Origin of the sequence: Pseudomonas sp. BAY1663, from assembly GCF_000582595.1 — a bacterium.
Lineage (GTDB): Bacteria > Pseudomonadota > Gammaproteobacteria > Pseudomonadales > Pseudomonadaceae > Stutzerimonas > Stutzerimonas stutzeri_AF.
In genome coordinates this window covers 1-21,283 of sequence record NZ_AZSV01000056.1, presented here as the reverse complement: position 1 = coordinate 21,283, position 21,283 = coordinate 1, and the positions used below count along the sequence as shown (strand labels likewise).

Here is a 21,283-nt window from a genome sequence, read left to right as displayed (position 1 = left end):
CCGGTCAGGCCAGGTCCAGCGGCAGGCGGCGCGGGATGTACTGGCCGTGGCCTGGGGCTTCGGCGTCACGCAGGGTGCGCCAGGTGTAATCGAGTGCGGATTCGACCGCGCTGGCCAGTGCTTCGCCCAGCGCCAGGCGACCGGCAAGGGTACTGGCCAGGGTGCAGCCGGAGCATGGTAACTGCCGGGCAGGCGTGCGCAGGTGAAGTCGTGGCGGGCGCCATCGCGGCAATACAGGCGGTTGTGCACTTCGCTTTCGTCGCCATGGCCGCCGGTGATCAACAGATGGTCGATATGCGGCAGCAGGCGTTCGGCGCATTCGTCGGCACTGCCTTCGGGCAGCTCGGCGAGGATGCGCGCTTCGGGCAGGTTCGGCGTGGCGATGGTCGCCACCGGAAACAGTCGCTCGCGCATGGCGTAGCCGACGTCGTCCTTGCCCAGCGCACCGCCGCCGCCGGCGCGCAGCACTGGATCGCAGACCAGCGGTACGCCGGGCAGTTTGCGCATGATCTCGAGCACGGTCTCGACCATTTCCACCGAGCCGAGCATGCCCAGCTTGACCGCGGCGATTGGCAGGTCGGCGATCACAGCATTGGCCTGGGCCAGTACCCATTGGCGGTCGAGTACGCGAAAATCGGAGACATTGACGCTATCCTGCACGGTTAGCGCGGTAACCGTCGGTGCGGCATGGCAGCCCTGGGCGAGCAGGGCCTCGATGTCCGCCTGCAGGCCGGCGCCCCCACTGGGGTCATGGCCGGAAAGGCAGAGGACGACGGGTCTTGAAGTAGGGTTTTTCATGGCGTGCGAGCTTATCACCAAACGGCATCGGCGGGACGCGGCAGTTGTGCGTCGTAGCGCCATCCGGTTTTCCGGGCCGGTCATCGGATATGCCCTTCGGGCATTGCCCGGTTTTCCGGATGGCACTGTCGCTGTGGTAGATTGCTGGCACTTTGATTTCGGACTGTAGTGCGGTTCGCGAGCCATGCGTTTGCGATCGTCGCCAGGCCTGCACGAGGCACCATGCGGCACGTTTTCCTGTTCATCCTGGCCCTTCTGCCCGCCCTGGCCGCTGCCGTCGAACTCGACGAGCGAACCCGTCACCTGCCGCTCGGCCAGCACATGGCGGTGTTCGAGGACCCGCTCGGCGAGGCGCGGATCGAGGATGTCGCGTCGCCAGCGTTCGACAGTCGTTTCCAGCCCCACCGTACGGCCGTGCTCAATGCCGGCTATTCCCGTTCCGTGCACTGGCTGCGCGTCGACCTGCACTACCGGCCGCTGGCCGCGCAAGGGGCGCGGCGCTGGCTGCTGGAGGTGGCCTATCCGCCGCTGGACAGCCTGCAGCTCTACCTGCCCGATGAGCAGGGTGGTTATCGCCTGGCGCGCGATACCGGCGATACCCGGCCCTGGGCCAGCCGCGAGATCGGCCAGGGCAACTATCTGTTCGAGGTCGAGCTGCCGGCCGATCGGCCGCAGCGGCTGTACCTGCGGGTGCAGAGCGAAGGTTCGATCCAGGTGCCGCTGAGCCTCTGGTCGCATCATGCCTACCTCGAGGCCCAGCCCGGACGTATCTACGTGCTGGGCATGATCTATGGCGTGCTGCTGGCGATGCTGGTCTACAACCTGTTCATCTATATCAGCATCCGCGACCCCAGCTATCTGTACTACATCCTCTACATCGCCGCGTTCGGCCTCTATCAGGTCTCGGTGAACGGCGCCGGCGTGCAGTTCCTCTGGCCGGATCGGCCGTGGTGGACCAACGCCGCGACGCCCTTGCTGATCGGCATCGCGGCGTTGTTCGGCTGCCTGTTCACCCGCAGCTTCCTGCGCACGGCCGAACACAGCCGCTGGATCGACGGGCTGTTGCGGCTGATGATCGGCTTCGCCGTGGTGGTGATCGCCCTTGCACTGACGCTGGATTACGGCGTGGCGCTGCGCCTGGCCACCGCCCTGGCGCTGCTGTTCACCCTGGCGGTGTTCGCCGCCGGCATCCTCGCCTGGCTGCGTGGGATGCGCGTGGCGCGCTACTTCATCATCGCCTGGAGCGCGCTGCTGGTCGGCGGGCAGATCAACAGCCTGATGGTGCTGGGCTATCTGCCCAATACCTTCCTGACCATGTATGCCAGCCAGCTGGGTGCGGCGCTGGAAGTGGTGCTGCTGTCGATGGCGCTGGCCGATCGCATCAACACCCTCAAGGACGAACGCGCCAAGATCCTGGAAACCGCACGCGCCGAGCTGGAACAGCTCAACCGCGAGCTGGCCGAGAGCAACCGGCTCAAGGACGAATTCCTCTCCAACATCAGCCATGAGCTGCGTACGCCGATGATGGGCGTGATGGGCGCGCTCGAACTGCTGCCGGCCTCGGAAACCCCGGAAGAACTGCAGCAGTACCAGCACATCGCCACCGGCTCGGCGCGCGACATGATGCGGCTGGTCAACAACATCCTCGTACTCAGCGAGCTGCGCGCCGGCAAGCTGCGGCCGTACGACACCGCCTTCAGCCTGCGCGAAATGGCGGGGCGCCTCGAACTGCAGTTCGCGCCGCGGACCCGCGACAAGGGGCTGGACTTCGAGCTGGAGGTCGCCAGCGACCTGCCGGACCGGGTGCTCGGCGATGGCGGCAAGCTCGAGCAGGGCATCGCCCATCTGCTCGACAACGCCGTCAAGTTCACCGCGCGCGGGAGCGTGACGCTGCGCTTGAGCGGGCACGCGGCGGCACCGGGGCAACTGGCGCTGCAGGTCGAGGTCATCGATACCGGCATCGGCTTCAGCGATGCCGACGAAGCCTTCCTCTATCACCAGTTCCGCCAGGTGGATGGTTCCATGACCCGCCGCTATGGCGGCCTTGGCATCGGCCTGGCGATCAGCCGCGGGCTGACCGAGGTGCTCGGCGGCCAGCTCGACCAGCAATCGCGGCCGGGCCTGGGCAGCCGTTTCCGCATCAGCGTGCGCCTGGCGTTGCTCGATCCCGTCACCGCGCGTGCCGATCGCCCCTCGGGGAAGATTGCCTGAGACACTGGCTTTTGGCCGAAACCTCGCTTCAGTCGCCGCCTCCAAGCATGCTCCACTGCCCCTCGTAACGTTGCTGCCCGCCCCAGGCCCGTGCCCGGGACAGGGCCGGCTAAGCTTGCTGACACACGCCGTCCGCCATTGCGCGGGCTTTGCAACGGTCGCACCGATCGAGGAGCCCCGAGATGAACCTGCCGTACTGCGCCGAAACCCACGAAGTCACCAACCAGGTGCCGCCGCTCGACGGCGCCAACCTCTACCGCCTCGACCTGCCGTTGCAGCAGTGGGTACAGCGCTACCAGGGTGGTTGGGCCGAGCAGCGGCTCGACGCCTACGGTGGGCTCGCCGGCGGGCCGCTGATGGCGGCGGGCTTTCTCGCCAACGAGAACAAGCCGGTATTCAGGAGCCACGACCGCTACGGCCATCGCATCGACCAGGTGGACTTCCACCCGGCCTACCACGAGCTGATGCGCACGGCCGTCGAACACGGCATCCCGTCGCTGCCGTGGAGCGATCCGCAGCCCGGCGCGCAGGTGGCGCGCGCGGCGCTGATGTACCTGCACAACCAGGCCGAGGCCGGCAGCAGCTGCCCGCTGACCATGACCTACGCCAGCGTGCCGGCGCTGCGCCTGCAGCCCGAGTTGGCCGAGGTCTGGCTGCCGAAGATCCTCGCCCGTGCCTACGACCCGCGCAACGTGCCGATGGAGCACAAGGCCGGCGTCACTATCGGCATGGCCATGACCGAGAAGCAGGGCGGCACCGACGTGCGCGCCAACACCACGCGCGCCCATCCGGTCGGTAGCGGCGGGCCGGGCCAGCCCTACGAACTGCTCGGCCACAAGTGGTTCTGCTCGGCGCCGATGTGCGACGCCTTCCTCACCCTGGCGCAGACCGACAAGGGGCTGTCCTGCTTCCTGCTGCCGCGGCACCGGCCGGACGGTACGCGCAATCAGTTCTACATCCAGCGGCTGAAGAACAAGCTGGGCAACTGGGCCAACGCCTCCAGCGAGGTGGAGTATCGCGGCGCGCTGGCCTGGATGGTCGGCGAGGAAGGGCGCGGCGTGCCGACCATCATCGAGATGGTCGCCTCGACCCGCTTCGACTGCATGATCGGCTCCAGCTCGCTGATGCGCCAGGCACTGACCCAGGCCATGCACCATTGCGCACACCGGCTGGTCGGCGGTCGCGTGTTGCTCGAACAGCCGCTGATGCGCAACGTGCTGGCCGACCTGGCGCTGGAGAGCGAAGCGGCGCTGGCGCTGACCCTGCGCATGGGTCGCGCCCAGGACAACCGCCACGACGAGCAGGAAGACAAGTTCGCCCGCCTGGTCACCGCCATCGGCAAATACTGGATCTGCAAGCGCGCACCGGAAATGATCGCCGAGGCCAGCGAATGCCTGGGCGGCGCCGGCTACGTCGAGGAAACCATCCTGCCGCGGCTGTACCGCGAAGCGCCGGTCAACTCCATCTGGGAAGGTTCCGGCAACGTGCAGTGCCTGGACGTGCTGCGCGCCCTGTCGAAAGAGCCGGCGTGCTCGAAGCGCTGTTCGCCGAACTCGGCGATGGCCATGGCGATGCCCGGCTGCGGGCGCATATCCAGCGGCTGCAGAGCGCCTTCGGCGATACCGACGACATCCAGTACCGCGCCCGCCAGCTCACCGAAGACGTGGCGGTCGCCCTGCAGGCCAAGCTGCTGCTCGAAGCGGGCAACGCCGCCGTAGCGGACGCCTTCCTCGCCAGCCGCCTCGAAGGCCGCGGCCGGGTCTACGGCACACTGCCGCGGGGGCTGGATATCGATGCCCTGCTGGAGCGTAGCGCGCCGCAGCTGGTTTGACTGGGGGCCGGCAGCTTGGTGTTGTCTTGTATGGACCGCGCCCTGTCCGGTCCGTGCGTATCCCCGCGGTGCGGGGAAGATACAATTTCGTCTTTGAGTTGGTCACGCTCTTTCGGTTCATCCCCGCAGTGCGGGGAACACCTGTCGCGGTTGCGGGCGAAGATCACGCCCTGCGGTTCATCCCCGCAGGTGCGGGGAATACCTCAAGAGCCGGCAGATCGGTGCGACGTTCTATGGTTCATCCCCGCGGGTGCGGGGAACACAACAAGGCGACCCACGCGGAAATCCGGTGGACCGGTTCATCCCCGCGGGTGCGGGGAACACTCCTGGAGCTGGACGACCTATGGTTTCACGACCGGTTCATCCCCGCGGGTGCGGGGAACACGCGCAGAGCCACCAGGCCCAGGTCGGTACCAACGGTTCATCCCCGCGGGTGCGGGGAACACTCCTGGAATGCCGCCGGCTTGGGTTTCTTGGGCGGTTCATCCCCGCGGGTGCGGGGAACACCTGGTCCAGCGTGGCGCGCTTCTCCAGCACGGCGGTTCATCCCCGCGGGTGCGGGGAACACTGGGGCGGGATGCTCAAGGACTTGTTTGAGTTCGGTTCATCCCCGCGGGTGCGGGGAACACCACAGCCGCTGCATGGGCTGTTCGTGAAACGCCGGTTCATCCCCGCGGGTGCGGGGAACACTGCATGCAGGCTGAGACCGGAGTCGACCCAAACGGTTCATCTCCGCGGGTGCGGGGAACACGACCCAATCGTCTGAGGTAACCCATGCACATCCGGTTCATCCCCGCGGGTGCGGGGAACACATCTCCGTCGAGCACACACGCAGCAGCCCGTCCGGTTCATCCCCGCGGGTGCGGGGAACACACCGGCCATCTCCTCCAGCACATCGCTGATGGCGGTTCATCCCCGCGGGTGCGGGGAACACCTTGAGCCAGCAGAGTTGATCTGCGACGTGGCCGGTTCATCCCCGCGGGTGCGGGGAACACGGCTGGGGTGGTGGGCGAACTCGCCCAGCAGACGGTTCATCCCCGCGGGTGCGGGGAACACCGCTTGCCCATCTCGGCGAACACGTGGCCGTCCGGTTCATCCCCGCGGGTGCGGGGAACACCCATTGCTGCTGGCGTTGCTCGCCGCTCTCGGCGGTTCATCCCCGCGGGTGCGGGGAACACTGTCGCAGGAGCGAGGCGACCAAGGCGTTGTACGGTTCATCCCCGCGGGTGCGGGGAACACAGCAAGTCCGTCAGCTATACCGGTGGCCTGCGCGGTTCATCCCCGCGGGTGCGGGGAACACAACAAGGACGGCACGGAAGACCCGGCCGATGCCGGTTCATCCCCGCGGGTGCGGGGAACACAGATCGAGGCGGTGGCCGTCGCCGACGGCGATCGGTTCATCCCCGCGGGTGCGGGGAACACCTGATAGACGCCGGCCTAGGCAAGTCGGATTGCGGTTCATCCCCGCGGGTGCGGGGAACACTACCGTATGATCACCGAAAAGTACGTTGCAACCGGTTCATCCCCGCGGGTGCGGGGAACACCGAAGGCGGGTGAGCCGGGTTATCTCGATGGCCGGTTCATCCCCGCGGGTGCGGGGAACACCGTTGCCCATCTGTCGGCGGTGGACGAAGCGGCGGTTCATCCCCGCGGGTGCGGGGAACACTCTTAGCGTAAGCGATTGATCCTATAAGGAAAAATCGAACGCCAAAAATCTACCGAGGTTTCCTTCTGGTTTTTTTGTTAAAGATCGAGCTTGACTCCGCCACAAATAGTAGTGGCAATTTGATCTTGTCAGGTATGCCATAGTCGCGTATCGCAAGACGGATGAGGCATGTGATGAAAGGATTCTCTGATCTGGGCGACCCGGCTCGTAGGCTCTGGGCCAAGAGTGGTGAGGGCTTTGGTCATGGCGTGCTGGCCCACTTGCTGGATGTGGCGGCGGTGGCCGAGCGGATGCTTGCGCATGAGCCCGCGAGCACGCTGGATTGGGCGTCTCGGGCGTTGGGGCTGGAGCGAGCGCAGGTGGCGCGCTGGGTGGCCTGTCTGGTGGGGTTACATGATTTCGGCAAGGCTATCCCCGGTTTTCAGGATAAGTGGTCCGAGGGGCGGCAAACCGATGAAGGGCTGGGTTTGGCCTTCCCCGCCCGTTCACTGAGCGTTACCGATCATGCCTGTGCGAGTGCTGCGCTGCTCTGGGAACATTTGCCGCGCCAGGGTATTGGCCATCTGCTATGGATTCGCCACGCCTTGCAGGCCATCAGTGCCCATCACGGCTACAACTTCAATCAGACGGAACTCAACCGGGGCAAACCGTCGTTCGAGCCGCCGGCCTGGAGCGAGGTGCGCCGGGAAATCTTCGAGGCCTACTGGACCGTGTTGGCGCCGCAAGGGGCACCGCAGATCGAAGAGCTGTCGCAGCCCGCAGCGCAGTGGCTGGCCGGGCTGACCAGCGTGGCCGACTGGATCGGCTCCAACCCCGAGTGGTTTCCATTGGGCGAGCGTCATGCGCTGCTCGCCGAGCATCATGCCGATGCCTGCTCACGCGCTGATCAGGCTTTGCAGCAGATCGGCTGGCGAGCCTTTCAGCCTCTATTGACTGCGCCGTCCTCGGCGGATCGACTGATCGGCCAGATCGTCCAGCGTCCGGAACTGACGGCCCGCCCCCTGCAGCGCGAGGCCGACCGCCTGCTCGATGGTGTGCAGGGTCCGGCACTGCTGCTGGTCGAGGCGCCGATGGGCGAGGGCAAGACCGAGCTGGCCTTCCTCGCCCACCTGCGCCTGCAGGCGGCCAACAGGCACCGGGGCCTCTATGTGGCGCTGCGACCCAGGCCACGGGCAATGCACTGTTCAGCCGTGCGCTGACGTTTCTGCACGGTTTCGCCGCCAATACCCCGCTGGACGTGCAACTGGTGCATGGCGGTGCCGCGCTCAACGAGCAGGTCCTGGCGCTGCGTGGCATCCATGGCGTGGCGGGCGAGGATGTCGCTTCGTCTGCCTGGTTCTCCCAGCGTCGCCGGCCGCTGCTTTCGCCCTACGGCGTCGGCACCGTGGATCAGGCGCTATTCGCCACGCTCAACGTCAAACACCACTTCGTGCGGCTGTGGGGGCTGAGCAATCGCGTGGTGGTGCTCGACGAGGTGCATGCCTACGACACCTACACCAGCGGCCTGATCGAAGCCTTGCTGCGCTGGCTCAAGGCGATGGGCAGCTCGGTGGTGCTGATGAGTGCCACCTTGCCGGCACCGCGCCGCGATGCGCTGTTGCGTGCCTGGGGCGTGGCGATGGACGAGATTCCCGAGCTGGCCTATCCGCGCCTGCTGCTGGCCGATGAGCGCGGGTTGCAGGGCAGCACCTGTGCTTCGCGCCCACTGCCACCGATCCAACTGCAGGCAGTGGCCGAGGATATCGACAGCCTGGTCGCCAAGGCCCTGGCGCTGGTGCAGCAGGGTGGCTGCGGCGCGCTGATCGTCAATACTGTGGATCGCGCGCAGAGTCTTTATCTCAAGCTCAAGGCGCAGTTGGGGAGTGACGTGGCGCTGTTGCTGTTCCATGCACGCTTCCCGGCGGATCAGCGCAGCCAGCAGGAACAGGCGGTGCTGGCAAGCTTTGGCTCGGCTGGCGCAAGGCCCGCCAAGGCATTGCTGATCGCCACCCAGGTGGCCGAGCAGAGCCTGGATATCGACTTCGATTTCATGCTCACCGACCTGGCGCCGGTCGACCTGATCCTGCAACGTGCCGGCCGTTTGCATCGCCACCGGCGCGAGCGTCCCGAGGCCCATCGGCAGGCGACCTTGTATGTGGCCGGCCTGGCCCCCGCTGCATTGCCCGATCTCAAGAACACCGCCTGGGAGTACGTCTACGAGCCTATATTCTGGGGCGCACCTGGGCGCTGCTGTCGCGCGAGCAGGAACTGCATCTGCCGCTGGATATCGACCGTCTGGTACAGGCGGTGTACGACGGTGGAGGCTTGCCGGCCGACCTTGCCGAAGCGGATCGCGCCTTTATCGAGGATGAGGCCTTTGGCACTCATCTGGGCAAGCGGCAGACCGAGCGCATGATGGCGCTCAATGTCGCCATCGACCCGCAGGCCGAACCGCAGAATGCCTACACTCAGAAAAACCGGGGTTATGAAGAGGGCGAGGAGGGCCTGGGCCTGCCCAACTACACTCGCCTGGGCGACGACTCCGTGACTTTGGTCCCCGTGCACCAGGTGCCTGGCGGTTGGAGCCTGGTGCCAGGCGGTGAAGCCTTCGACCTCGAACTGCCACTACCCAACGCGCTGGCGAAACAGCTCCACGCTCGGCAACTGAAGACCTCGCGCAAAGCGCTGGTCAAGCATGCGCAGGGCGAGGAGTTGCCCCGGGCGTTCAGCGAGCATCCGCTGCTGCGTCACCTCAAGCCGCTGCGCTTGACCGATGGTTGCCTGCAGATTGGGCGCTTGGCGGTTCGTTTGGATGACGAGCTGGGGTTGGTTTATCAGCGCGAGACCTAAGGTCAGTCAGCGCTTGGCCACTGGCGCGCCGTATGCAGCACGCGGAGTATTCGCACCTGATCATTGGCCAGGTCGTAAATCATCAAATAGTGCTGGTGAACGACCAGTTCGCGAGTACCGCTCACCCGGCCTAGCGTCCCAGGCCGGGATGATCCACCAGGCGGCTGGCCTTTTCCGCGAACAGCTCATCCAGCGCCAGGGCAGCGACTGGATTGTCCTGGGCTATATAGTCACGGATGGCTTGACGGTCGTTCAGCGCGAGACGCGTCCAGGCCAGCCTCACGATGCGGCGCTGTCCATCTTGTGTCGCGTTTCGGCACGCCACGCGGCTGCCTCGGCCTCGACCTCTTCGCTACTGAGCAGGTCGCCGGCATTGGCCGAATCCAGCCCCATTTGCACCTGGCGGCGCAGCAGGTGTCGTGCTCGGCGGCTTCGTGCTGTTGCCGTACGAAATCACGCATGAAGTCGCGCAGCAACTGGGCACCGGTGCGGTCACGCGCTTTCGCGGCCTGGGCAAATTCGCTCTTCAGTGCGTCGTCGACGCGGAAGGTAAAGGTGGCTTCACTCATTTTCTCGCACCTAGATGTGTTACATGGTCAGTGCATCGTAGCACGCGGCTGGTGAAGCGAAGCTGGCGATGGATGGGCGGCATGGGCTAACCAGTTTTGCTGACCTGGCTCATTTTTATGATGGCATTTTGTCTGCTTTACTGGCTTCCACGATGTTGCAGAAGAGTCGTTGCTCCGGAAATCAAAGGGGGAGCTCTAGCTCCCCCTTTTTGCATCCCTACGAGAGTAGGGAGTTATTTGCCAGGATGAAAATATCAAGCACCTAGCGGGTTCATCCCTCCAGCTTAGGAGGGAGCAAGAAGGAGTTTATAAGCTTGAATATTAAGAATCTAGCCTTTGATGATTTTGATTCGCTCGGCTAGTATTTCCGAGGTGGGCGACTTCGGAGCATCGTCGTGAGCGAGCAAAATTGGTTTTTCGGGCTTCTTGCCTTGTTGGTTGAGCATGGCGGGACGTGGAAGTTCTGGGCAGGTGTCGCGTTGTGCTTACTGGCCTCCATGGTTTGGAAGGTCAAAAAATTCCGCTTTCTACTAGAGCTGAGTACAGATGATCACAGGAAAAGGGACGAGTGATTTCTATAGCCTGCTCGACGAGCCATGGCTGGCGGTACGGATGCACGATGGGCAGGTGCTTGAGCTGGGTTTGCTGGAGCTCTTCGGGCGCGCCAGCGAGATCGGCGCCCTGGCGGAAACCTCGCCGCCGAGCCTGATCGCTCAATACCGGCTGCTGCTGGCGATAACCCATCGCGCCATCAGCCAGGCGCAAGGGCGCTGGACGGATGCCGAGCGCTTGCGCTGGTATCAGGACGGGCTGCCGCTGGCGGCCATCCGCGACTATCTGGAGCGTTGGCGCGAACGCTTCTGGCTGTTCCATCCGCAGTATCCCTTCATGCAGGTGGCGGCGCTGGCCGACGCCGAAGAAACCCGCGACAAGCTCAAACCCTGGACGCAAATCTCCCTGGCTAGCGCCAACGGCAATGCGCCGGTGGTGTTCGACCATTCCTGCGACCTGGCGCCACGCAGCATCGGTGCCGCCGATGCGTTGCGTACCTTGCTGGGCTTTTTGCAGTTCACTCCCGGCGGATTGGTCAAGACGCTGCGCGATTCCGACAAGGCGGGCGCGCTGGCGAATACGGCGGCGGTGATGCCGATGGGCGATTCGTTGGCGCAAAGCCTGTGCCTGGCTCTGCATCCACCGACTCAGACGGGGCATGAAGACCTCCCCGCATGGGAGCGCAACGCGCCGAGCATTGCCCAGCTACGTGGCGATCCCGAACTGGCGACTGGCCCCAACGACCGCTACACCCGGCAGAGCCGGGCTGTCCTACTACTGGCGGACGATGAGCGTGGTGTGCAATGGATTCGTTTCGCCGCTGGCCTGGCGTTGGGCGATGACGTGCAGGCGCCCGACCCCATGGCCAGTTACCGGGCCGGTAGCAACAGCCTGGTGCGCCTGAGTTTCACCGAGGGCAGGGCCCTGTGGCGCGACCTGCCGGCGCTGCTGCCGGACGCCGAGGGCAAGGCCTCGCAGCCCGCCGCGGTGCTGGAGTGGGCCGCCAATCTGCAGTTCTATCTGGGCAATGGCGTGCAACCGCTGCTGATCGCCGGTCTGGCCAGTGACCAGGCCAAGCTGCTGCGCTGGCGCTCCGAGCGTATCGCGCTTCCCGCCAAGCTGCTGGCTTCGCCCGATCACGCCAACGAACTGCGCCGCTATGTGCGCGATGCCGAAGAGTTGTTCACAGCCTTGCGCAAGCTGGCCACCGGCATGCTCGCCGAAACCCTGCCCGACCCCGGCAGCAAGGACACCTGGCGCGTGCCCGTAGCCTGATCGATGCCGGCCCGGCGGGTGCTTTGTACTTCGCCAGCGCCGAGCGCCACCTGAGCCGCGTCATGGCCCTGCTGGGCAGCGACGAGTTGGACGAGGCCGAGGCGCTTTGGCGGCAGAGCCTACATGACGCTGCTCGTGATGCCTGGCAGGCCGTGCTGGCCGGCCTGGGGCGAGGCGCCAAAGCCCTGCGGGCCGAAGCCCGTCATCATCCACGCCTGCTGGGGCTGCTCGCCCCGTTGCGGGAGATTTCCACACCCGACAAGGAGGTTCGCGCATGAGTGAGTTCGCGCAGAGCTTTATCGCGCATTTGCAGCGCCTGCAGGAACGCGACCGGGGGGCCATGGCCACCCTGCGCCGTAGCCTGAGCTTCGAGCCGGGCAGCTATCCGCCGGCTTATCCGTATGTGGAACGCTTCGTCGCGGCCGAGCGACATGCCCAGCATGCCTCGCGGTTGGCGCTGTATCTGACGGCTGGTTTGTATGCCGCTCATCCTCACCACGGCGCCAGAAGCCTGGCCAGCAGCCTTGGCGAGCTGATGCGCAAGCGTGAAAGCGCCAGCATCGAACAACGCTTCATCGCTTTGCTCGGCGCCGATGCGGAAAACCTGGCGGTGTATCTACGCCAGATCATCAGCCTGCTGGCCGCCGATGATCGCCCGCTGGACTACGGCCTGCTGCTGCGCGATCTGAGCGTCTGGCTCAACCTGCATATCGATGCCGAGCGTCGCGATAACGTGCGTCAGCGCTGGGCGCGGGACTTCTACCGTGCGCTGGCGGCATCTGCCGCCGACGCCCCCGAACACGCTGCCAACGACTGAGAGGGACATCATGAGTCTGTTCGTCGAGTTTCACCTGATCCAGAACTTCGCCCCATCCAACCTCAACCGTGACGATACCGGCGCACCCAAGGATGCCCTGTTCGGCGGTCATCGCCGGGCGCGGGTCAGCAGCCAGTGTTTCAAGCGCGCCATTCGCCTGGCCGCCCAGGAACATGAGCTGGTCGCCCCGGAGTTTCGCGGCGTACGCACCAAGAAGCTCAAGGCGTTGTTGCTGGAGCGCCTGGCCGGACGTGACCCGCTCGAAGCCGAAGGCAAGATCGAAGTGGCACTGGCGGCTGCCGGCCTCAAGCTCAAGGACGATGGCAAGACAGAATACCTGCTGTTTCTCGGTGAGGCCGAGATCGCCGGTTTCGCCAACCTGATCGAGCAGCATTGGGATGAGCTGGCCGGAGCCCCGGCAGGCGGCGAGAAGAAGGGCAAGAAGGAAGCCAAGGCCAGCGCGCCGGCCGAGGTGGTGAAAAAGGCCAAGGCCCTGCTCGATGGTGGCAAGGCGGTCGACGTGGCGCTGTTCGGCCGTATGCTCGCCGACATGCCGGAGGTCAACCAGGATGCCGCCTGTCAGGTGGCGCATGCCATCAGCACGCATCGCGTAGAGCGCGAGTTCGATTACTTCACCGCCGTCGATGACAAGGGCGGGCCGGACGAAACCGGCGCGGGCATGATCGGCCAGGTGGAGTTCAATTCCGCGACGCTGTATCGCTACGCCGTGGTCGATGCCAACAAGCTGCTCGGCAATCTGCAGCAGGATCGCGAGCTGAGCCTTTCCGCCCTGGAAGCCTTTACCCAGGCCATGGTGCGCGCCATCCCGACGGGCAAGCAGAACACCTTCGCCGCGCACAATCTGCCGAGTTTCGTCGGCGTTTGCCTGCGCCACGCCGGCCCGCTGAACCTGGCCAACGCCTTCGAGAAACCCGTCGCTGCACGCCATGATGCTTCGTTGACCAGCCTGTCGGTCGGCGAGCTGGCCAGGCACGAGGGCAAGCTAGCAGCGGTCTATGCTGACCCGCGCGATCAGTGGGCCTACCTCGACCTGAGCGAGGCCTGGCCGCAGAAGGGGACGCAAGTGCAAAACCTGGGCGAACTGGCGGCCTGGGTACGCACCCAGATCGCCACGCAACTGGAGGGCTGAGCATGGCCACCCTGTTGCTGCGCTTGCAGGGGCCGATGCAATCCTGGGGCACCACCAGCCGCTTCGATGAGCGCGACACTCAGTTGGAACCTTCCAAATCGGGTGTGCTCGGCCTGGTCTGTGCGGCGCTGGGGCGTGACCGGCATGAGCCCGTGGAGGATCTGGCCGCCCTGCGCCTGGGCGTGCGGGTCGATCACGAAGGGGTGCCGATGCGTGATTACCAGACTGCTACCGGCGTGTTGATCGCCACTGGCAAGTCGGATCTACGCCGCACTGTGGTCAGCCCGCGCTACTACTTGGCGGACGCGGCTTTTTTGGTCGGCCTGGAGGGCGCGGATGACGCCCTGCTGGCGCGTATTCACGCCGCCTTGCGCGCCCCGCGCTGGCCGCTGGCGCTGGGGCGCAAGAGCTTTGCACCGGGGATGCCGGTCTGGTTGCCCGACGGCCTCTCACCCTTGCCGTTGGAAGAAGCGCTGGCCCAGTACCCGCGGCTCTCCCGCTCGCGCCGGGCCGAACCACAGCCGGCGCTGCGCTGCCTGCTGGAGGATGAGCAGGAGGGCGCCATCCGCCTCGATCAACCCGTCGCACCTTTTGCCGAGCGCCGTTTCGGCCCACGTTTCGTGAAATCGGGAGTGCTGCATGTACCTGACCAGACTGACGCTTGACCCGCGCAGCGCTCAGGCGCGGCGTGATTTGGCCGATGCCTACGAGATGCACCGCACCCTGGCGCGTGCCTTCGTGGCGGATGAACACAGCGCTCCCGCTCGTTTTCTCTGGCGTTTGGAGGCCGGCAGCAATGCCTGGGCGACGCCTGTCGTGTTGGTGCAGTCGGCACGCTCGGGCGATTGGGCGGCTTTGCAGGCGCTGCCCAACTACCTGCAGCGCGAGATAGAAAGCAAACCGCTCGAACTCCAGACATGGATCGAGGGCGGTGCGCGTTACCGCTTTCGCCTGCAGGCCAACCCGACCGTTACCCGTCAGGGCAAGCGCTACGGCCTGGTGGGTGAACAGGAGCAGTTGGCCTGGTTGAACCGGCAGGGCGAGCGCCACGGCTTCGAGGTCGAAGCTGCCTTGGTCACGGCCAGCGATGTGCTGGCAAGCCGCAAGGGCGACAGCCGCATCAGCCTGCAACGGGTGTGCTTCGAGGGGCGTTTGCAGGTGCGCGAACTGACCGCGTTCAGCCGGGCGTTGATGCAAGGCATTGGCCCTGGCAAGGCGTTCGGTTGCGGGCTGCTCAGCGTGGCGCGTGGCTGAGTGTGGATTAGACCAAGGAGGGCGCCATGAAAGCCAAACTGCAGGTCCTGGAGCAGGACATCAACACCTACACCAGGGACGGTGTGGAGTACATCTGTATCACTGACATCGCCCGCTACAAGAACCCGGATCGTACCGACGACCTGATCCGCAACTGGCTACGCAACCGCAACACCATCGAGTTCCTGGGTATCTGGGAGCAGCTCAATAACCCGGATTTTAAACCCGTCGAATTCGACGGGTTTAGAAAGCAGGCCGGGCTTAACAGCTTTACCCTGACCCCCAAGCAGTGGACCGAGCGGACCGGCGCCATCGGTTTGATCTCCAAGGCCGGGCGTTACGGTGGCACCTTCGCCCAGAAGGATATCGCCTTCGAGTTCGCCAGCTGGATCTCGGTGGAGTTCAAGCTCTACCTGATCAAGGAGTTCCAGCGCCTCAAGGCACAGGAGTTCCGGCAGTTGGGCTGGGACATCCGGCGCAACCTGGCCAAGGTCAACTACCTGATCCATACCGACGCCATTCGCGAAAACCTGATTCCCGATACCTTGACTGCGCAGCAAATCGGCTTCGTCTATGCCAGCGAAGCGACCTGCTAAACATGGCGCTGTTCGGCGTCACCGCTCGGCAGTGGCGCGATGCCAACCCAGAGCTGAAAGGCAATCTGCGCGACCATGCCAATGTGCATCAGCTGGTTTGCCTGGCCAACCTGGAGTCGATGAATGCGCATTTCATCGACGAAGGGCTGCCCCAGCCCGAACGCCTGCAGAAATTGAATGAATTGGCCATTCGGCAGATGCGAGTGCTGGTCGAGGCGACGCAGCAGCCGCTGCTCGATGGGGGCGTCTGAACATGGCCGGTAATCTGCTGCCGCCGCTCAAGCCCCTGCCGATGAAGGACCGGGTATCGATGATCTTCGTCCAGTACGGGCAGATCGACGTGCAGGATGGCGCCTTCGTGGTGATCGACAAGACCGGCGTGCGCATGCATATCCCGGTCGGTTCGGTGGCCTGCATCATGCTCGAACCCGGCACACGGGTCTCTCATGCCGCCGTACACCTGGCTTCCACCGTGGGCACTTTGTTGGTGTGGGTGGGCGAGTCCGGCGTGCGCCTGTACGCCAGCGGCCAGCCGGGCGGGGCGCGGGCGGATCGTCTGCTCTATCAGGCCAAGCTGGCGCTGGATGACGAACTGCGGCTGAAGGTGGTGCGCAAGATGTACGAGCTGCGTTTCCAGGAGCCGGCGCCGGCGCGCCGGAGCGTCGAACAGTTGCGCGGCATCGAAGGTGCGCGGGTACGCGAAACCTACAAGCTGCTGGCCAAGCAATACGGTGTCGACTGGCGGGCGCGTAACTACGACCGGCAGCAATGGGATGCGGCGGACATTCCCAACCGCTGCCTGTCGGCGGCCACCTCCTGCCTGTATGGCATCGCCGAGGCCGCCGTGCTGGCGGCTGGTTATGCACCTGCGGTGGGCTTCATCCACACCGGCAAGCCGTTGTCCTTCGTCTACGATATCGCCGATCTGTTCAAGTTCGAGACCGTGGTGCCGCTGGCTTTCCGCATCGCCGCGAAGTCACCGCCGCAACCCGAACGGGAAGTACGCCTGGGGTGTCGCGACCTGTTCCGCTCCAGCAAGATCCTCGCGAAGATCATCCCCACCATCGAAGATGTGCTGTCCGCCGGCGGCATCTCGCCGCCCGAAGCGCCGCCCGAATCCGTACCGCCTGCCATCCCCAACCCTGAAAGCATCGGCGAAGCCGGGCACAGGACGCAGTGATGAGTTTTCTCGTCGTGGTCACCGAAAACGTGCCGCCGCGCCTGCGTGGCCGTATGGCCATCTGGCTGTTGGAAGTGCGCGCGGGCGTTTATATCGGCGATGTCTCCAAGCGCACCCGGGAAATGATCTGGGAGCAACTGCGCGAAGGACACGAGGACGGAAATGTGGTGATGGCTTGGGCGAGCAATCATGAGTCCGGCTACGAATTCCAAACCCTCGGCCCCAATCGCCGCCTCCCCGTGGAGTTCGATGGCCTGCATCTGGTTGCCTTCCATCCGCTGGAAAATTCCGATCTTTAACAAGGAAAAAAGCTGGTAGATTTTTAGCGGCCGATTTTTCCCTTGAAGATTAATTGGTTACGCTAAGTGTGTTCCCCGCACCCGCGGGGATGAACCAGCCGTGAGTTTGATTGCTGAAGCTCACCCTAAGTGTTCCCCGCACCCGCGGGGATGAACCGTAGGCGGCGTCCTGCGGCACCTTGCGTCGTTGTGTTCCCCGCACCCGCGGGGATGAACCGCACTCACGGAAGCGGCCGGTGTTGCGTGTCGGGGTGTTCCCCGCACCCGCGGGGATGAACCGTGCTCGAAGAACTCGGCGTCCGTGCGGCTGTTGTGTTCCCCGCACCCGCGGGGATGAACCGTAGCTCTTGGCTTCGCTCAGTGCGGTCCGCATGTGTTCCCCGCACCCGCGGGGATGAACCGCGGCGCGGATATTCATTCAAGCCGCGATGAACGTGTTCCCCGCACCCGCGGGGATGAACCGACGCCAGTAGCTGACCAGGGCCTGAGACGACTGTGTTCCCCGCACCCGCGGGGATGAACCGGCCTCTTCGGCCTCGTCGTCGGCGCGGCCGAGCGTGTTCCCCGCACCCGCGGGGATGAACCGAACACTTGCTTGCCCTTGGTCAGGTACTCGGCGTGTTCCCCGCACCCGCGGGGATGAACCGTTCGGCGTCTCGACCGATGCGGCCAAAGTCTGGTGTTCCCCGCACCCGCGGGGATGAACCGTCGTTGATTTAGAAGGGAATGTCGTCGTCGAAGTGTTCCCCGCACCCGCGGGGATGAACCGTAAGAGCCGGTGCCGTCCTTATCGTCGAAGCGGTGTTCCCCGCACCCGCGGGGATGAACCGCCCCAAAACGGCACGTAGGGGAAATGCCGGTGGTGTTCCCCGCACCCGCGGGGATGAACCGGCGATCAGCCTGCCCATGCCGCCAGCCACAGAGTGTTCCCCGCACCCGCGGGGATGAACCGGGTCACTGCGAAGCCCCGCCACCATGCGTAGCGTGTTCCCCGCACCCGCGGGGATGAACCGTTGATGTGGCCACCCAGACCGATGGAGTGACGGTGTTCCCCGCACCCGCGGGGATGAACCGCGTATATCGCCGACGGCGTGATCACCGGCCCGGTGTTCCCCGCACCCGCGGGGATGAACCGGCGCGGGAGATAGCCGGCAAATTCAACGACTGGTGTTCCCCGCACCCGCGGGGATGAACCGTACCCTCCGCTCTGCGCTGGAGACCGGTTCGGGTGTTCCCCGCACCCGCGGGGATGAACCGGTCCTAATGGTAGTACCACAGCTCACGCTGCTGTGTTCCCCGCACCCGCGGGGATGAACCGGCCTCGGCGCCCTCGAGCGCTGGGAGCGCCGCGTGTTCCCCGCACCCGCGGGGATGAACCGCAGATGCTGGCATGGTGGGCCGAGGGCTCTAAGTGTTCCCCGCACCCGCGGGGATGAACCGGTGGTGAAGGTGCCGATCTACGTCGTGGTCGTCGTGTTCCCCGCACCCGCGGGGATGAACCGGATTCGTTCGGTGGTTGGGCCAATGCCGGCCGGTGTTCCCCGCACCCGCGGGGATGAACCGTCACTCCAGTCGCCCGCCCTGCCACCGTAGGGGTGTTCCCCGCACCCGCGGGGATGAACCGCGATTTCGCACCGCAAAAGGCCTCAGCCAGAAGTGTTCCCCGCACCCGCGGGGATGAACCGTCAACGTAGCGTTCGCGGACCAGGCGCTCGACGTGTTCCCCGCACCCGCGGGGATGAACCGTCGAAAACCGGTACCGCATTCGGCCTGGAACTGTGTTCCCCGCATCCGCGGGGATGAACCGAACGCGGACGGCTGCACAATCATGATCAACTCGTGTTCCCCGCACCCGCGGGGATGAACCGCTGGATTGGTGGGACGGTGTTTGGAAGCGAAGGTGTTCCCCGCACCTGCGGGGATTGATCCGCGTTTCTCGAACGGAGCAGTGGCCATCTCGACTGAGATGATGAAGCTGCACTGAACTGACGTTCGCCCCCGACTACTCGCCAAGAATGCCCGCGAGCAGCCGGCGATCGATGTTCGCGCCGCTGAGCACCACCGCGATGCGCTCGCCCTGGTTGCGCTCGCGCTCCTGCATGGCACCGGCCAGGGCGGCGGCGCCGGCGCCTTCGGCGGTGTTGTGGGTGTCTTCGTGGAGCGCCCTGATCGCTTCGCGGATGGCCGCGTCCTCGACGCGCAGGATGCGTGCCGCGCCCGTTCGTATGATGTCCAGCGCCTCGGGGGCCGGCATTCGGCAGGCCAGGCCGTCGGCGAAGGTCTCGGCCGTCTCGGTGCAGACGATGCGGCCCTGTTCGAAGCTCTGCGCGTAGGCATCCGCGGCGCTGGACACCACGCCGACGATTTCCGTCTCCAGGCCCAGCAGGTCGCGGGTGCGGATCATGCCGCAAATGCCCGAGCCCATGCCGATGGGAACGTAGACCCGGCGCAGTGGCGGCGTGGCTTCGAGCAGTTCCAGGGCATAGGTGGCAACGCCCTGGATCAGGTCCGGGTGCAGGGCGGGGACGAGGTGCCAGCCGCTCTGCGCGGCAAGCTGTGCCGCCTGCTCGCGGGCCGTATCGAAGTCACGGCCGAATTCGATGAGCTGTGCCCCGCAGGCACGCATCGCGGCGTTCTTTTCCGCCGAGTTGCCCTCCGGCACCAGTATCTTCAGCGGCACGCCAGCCTTCTGCGCCGCCATGGCCAGGCTGAGGCCGTGGTTGCCGCGGGTGGCACTGATCATGCCGCGCAGTTGCGGCTCGCGTTCGAGCAGGCGCTGGACGTAGAGCACGCCGCCGCGCACCTTGAAGGCGCCGGCGGGGGTGTGGTTCTCGTGCTTCACCCAGACCTCGCAGCCCAGTCGCCGGGCCAGCAGCGGCCAGCGATGCTGTGGGGTCGGCGGCACGCTCTGGGCGATCAGCCCGGCGGCCTGGCGCAGTGCGGTGAGATCGAACATGGGCGGCTCCTCGGCGGGTTTGACGAAGATCCTAGAGCCGCGCATTGTATGGGTAAATCTTTATATTGCATGGCAGGCAATGTGGCTTCCCAGACTTGTCGATGATGGCCAGCCCCGCTATCTGGCGCTGGTGGATGCGATCTCCCGGTCGATCGAGCAGGGCGAACTGAAGCCCGGCGACCGGCTGCCGCCGCAGCGTCGGCTGGCCTGGGCGCTGGGCCTGAACCCGAGCACCACCATGCAGGCGTATCGCGAGGCGGCGCGCCGGCACCTGGTCGGCGGCGAGGTCGGACGCGGGACCTATGTACTGGCCAGCAGCCGCGAGGCCAGCCTGTTTCTGCTCAAGCAGGCCGACGCGCAGCCGGCGTCGCTCGATCTGTCGACCAACCTGCCGGCGATCGACGCGGAGGCTCAGGACCTGCCGCGCAGTCTGCTCGAACTCGGCGCGGCGGCCGATCTCGCCGAGCTGCAGGGGTACGCCTCGGCGGCCGGCATGCAGCGCGGGCGCCTGGCCGTGAGTGCCTGGCTGCGTGGCCGCGGCCTGGAATTGCCGCCGCGCCAGCTGATGCTCTGCGCCGGTGCGCAGCAGGGGCTGTTCGCCGCGTTGCTGGGGCTGTGCGAACCGGGCGAGCCGATCCTGGTGGAAGCCTTGACCTCGCCCGGCATCAAGGCCGCCGCCCGCCAGCTGCGCTTGCCGTTGCACGGCGTGGCGATGGACGGGCGGGGCATCCTGCCGGACGCGCTCGATCGCCTGGCCCGCGCCACGGCCGCCCGGGTGGCCGTGTTGACGCCCTGCATGCAGAACCCGACGGGCGTCAGCATGGACGCCCAGCGCCGTGAGGCGATCGCCGCGGTGGCGCGCCGGCACGATCTGCTGGTCATCGAGGACGACGTCTACGGTGCGCTCGGCGATGAGGCGCCGCTCGCCGAGCTGCTGGCCGAGCGCAGCGTGCTGGTCGGCAGCCTGTCGAAGACCGTCGCCCCGGGGCTGCGTTTCGGCTTCATTGCTGCCGATGAACGATGGCTGGTGCGTATCGATCCGGAGGCGCAGGGCACCGGCTGGGCGCTGTCGCCCTTGTGCCTGCGCATCGCCTGCCAATGGCTCGAGGACGGCACCGCCTTGCGGCGGCTGCACTGGCAGCGCCAGCAGGTGGCCCGGCGCTGGCGTCTGGCGCGCAAGATGCTTGGGCCATGGGTGCCGGCCTGCGCTTCGCCGCACCTGTGGCTGACCGCGCAGGCGGGCGAAAGCGGATTGCCGGGCATCTGCCGCTCGGCCGGCATCGAGGTGGCGGCTGCGCAG

11 protein-coding genes, 6 pseudogenes and 2 CRISPR repeat arrays are annotated in these 21,283 nt (G+C 65.7%); of the genes and pseudogenes, 14 read left to right on the top strand and 3 right to left on the bottom strand.

Features of this window, described 5'->3' with window-relative positions; translation table 11 throughout:
- Window positions 1–4: 4 nt before the first annotated feature.
- Window positions 5–798, bottom strand: a pseudogene (locus tag BAY1663_RS15440) (bifunctional hydroxymethylpyrimidine kinase/phosphomethylpyrimidine kinase).
- Between the two features lie 222 nt (window positions 799–1,020).
- Between BAY1663_RS15440 and BAY1663_RS15435 the strand changes: the two are divergent.
- The 3 genes and pseudogenes from BAY1663_RS15435 to cas3 all read left to right on the top strand — a co-directional run bounded on the left by BAY1663_RS15435 (window position 1,021) and on the right by cas3 (window position 9,335).
- On the top strand, window positions 1,021–3,009 hold the full coding sequence (locus BAY1663_RS15435; RefSeq protein WP_037042414.1) for a hybrid sensor histidine kinase/response regulator: 1,989 nt from the start codon (window positions 1,021–1,023) through the stop codon (window positions 3,007–3,009).
- 182 nt (window positions 3,010–3,191) lie between these two features.
- Window positions 3,192–4,840 (top strand): annotated as a pseudogene (locus BAY1663_RS15430) (acyl-CoA dehydrogenase family protein).
- A gap of 52 nt (window positions 4,841–4,892) precedes the next feature.
- A CRISPR array of direct repeats spans window positions 4,893–6,506; the repeat unit is 28 nt; unit sequence GGTTCATCCCCGCGGGTGCGGGGAACAC.
- Between the two features lie 173 nt (window positions 6,507–6,679).
- Window positions 6,680–9,335: pseudogene (gene cas3 / locus BAY1663_RS15425) on the top strand (CRISPR-associated helicase Cas3').
- A gap of 2 nt (window positions 9,336–9,337) precedes the next feature.
- On the opposite strand, the pseudogene BAY1663_RS15420 reads toward cas3, so the two are convergent.
- Window positions 9,338–9,618, bottom strand: a pseudogene (locus tag BAY1663_RS15420) (type II toxin-antitoxin system RelE/ParE family toxin).
- Between the two features lie 136 nt (window positions 9,619–9,754).
- Here BAY1663_RS15420 and BAY1663_RS24675 point away from each other — a divergent pair.
- The 10 genes and pseudogenes from BAY1663_RS24675 to cas2e all read left to right on the top strand — a co-directional run bounded on the left by BAY1663_RS24675 (window position 9,755) and on the right by cas2e (window position 17,027).
- Window positions 9,755–9,994: a hypothetical protein gene (locus BAY1663_RS24675; protein WP_177325815.1), complete on the top strand. Its 240-nt coding sequence runs from the start codon at window positions 9,755–9,757 to the stop codon at window positions 9,992–9,994.
- A 305-nt stretch (window positions 9,995–10,299) separates the two neighbouring features.
- Window positions 10,300–10,476, top strand: coding sequence for a hypothetical protein (locus tag BAY1663_RS24495; RefSeq protein ID WP_164838462.1), 177 nt, complete (start codon window positions 10,300–10,302; stop codon window positions 10,474–10,476).
- Window positions 10,451–12,009 (top strand): annotated as a pseudogene (casA, locus tag BAY1663_RS15410) (type I-E CRISPR-associated protein Cse1/CasA). The gene BAY1663_RS24495 and the pseudogene casA overlap by 26 nt, the downstream one beginning before the upstream one ends.
- Window positions 12,006–12,548 carry a type I-E CRISPR-associated protein Cse2/CasB gene (gene casB, locus BAY1663_RS15405; protein ID WP_037042412.1) on the top strand — a complete coding sequence of 181 codons (543 nt, stop codon included), beginning with the start codon at window positions 12,006–12,008 and terminating at the stop codon, window positions 12,546–12,548. The pseudogene casA and the gene casB overlap by 4 nt, the downstream one beginning before the upstream one ends.
- 10 nt (window positions 12,549–12,558) lie before the next feature.
- Window positions 12,559–13,698 (top strand): type I-E CRISPR-associated protein Cas7/Cse4/CasC, encoded by a 1,140-nt coding sequence (gene cas7e, locus BAY1663_RS15400; protein WP_037042410.1) that lies wholly within the window; start codon window positions 12,559–12,561, stop codon window positions 13,696–13,698.
- 2 nt (window positions 13,699–13,700) lie between these two features.
- Window positions 13,701–14,363: a type I-E CRISPR-associated protein Cas5/CasD gene (cas5e, locus tag BAY1663_RS15395; protein WP_037042408.1), complete on the top strand. Its 663-nt coding sequence runs from the start codon at window positions 13,701–13,703 to the stop codon at window positions 14,361–14,363.
- A complete protein-coding gene (gene cas6e, locus BAY1663_RS15390) occupies window positions 14,338–14,952 on the top strand; it encodes a type I-E CRISPR-associated protein Cas6/Cse3/CasE (RefSeq protein ID WP_037042404.1) in 615 nt (204 codons plus the stop codon). The genes cas5e and cas6e overlap by 26 nt, the downstream gene beginning before the upstream one ends.
- Before the next feature lie 26 nt (window positions 14,953–14,978).
- A pseudogene (locus tag BAY1663_RS15385) lies at window positions 14,979–15,799 on the top strand (KilA-N domain-containing protein).
- Between the two features lie 2 nt (window positions 15,800–15,801).
- Window positions 15,802–16,728 carry a type I-E CRISPR-associated endonuclease Cas1e gene (gene cas1e / locus BAY1663_RS15380; protein ID WP_218186677.1) on the top strand — a complete coding sequence of 309 codons (927 nt, stop codon included), beginning with the start codon at window positions 15,802–15,804 and terminating at the stop codon, window positions 16,726–16,728.
- A complete protein-coding gene (gene cas2e / locus BAY1663_RS15375) occupies window positions 16,728–17,027 on the top strand; it encodes a type I-E CRISPR-associated endoribonuclease Cas2e (protein WP_037042402.1) in 300 nt (99 codons plus the stop codon). Before cas1e ends, cas2e begins: the two co-directional genes overlap by 1 nt.
- 68 nt (window positions 17,028–17,095) lie before the next feature.
- Window positions 17,096–18,956: a CRISPR direct-repeat array (repeat unit 29 nt; unit sequence GTGTTCCCCGCACCCGCGGGGATGAACCG).
- A gap of 73 nt (window positions 18,957–19,029) precedes the next feature.
- Here cas2e and BAY1663_RS15370 read toward each other — a convergent pair.
- The gene (locus BAY1663_RS15370; RefSeq protein WP_037042400.1) at window positions 19,030–19,983 is read right to left on the bottom strand and encodes a threonine dehydratase; all 954 of its coding nucleotides are present in this window, start codon (window positions 19,981–19,983) and stop codon (window positions 19,030–19,032) included.
- Window positions 19,984–20,062: 79 nt separating this feature from the next.
- Between BAY1663_RS15370 and BAY1663_RS15365 the strand changes: the two genes are divergently transcribed.
- Window positions 20,063–21,283, top strand: a 1,221-nt coding sequence (locus tag BAY1663_RS15365; protein ID WP_037042398.1) for a PLP-dependent aminotransferase family protein, incomplete at its 3' end; no start/stop codon positions are given.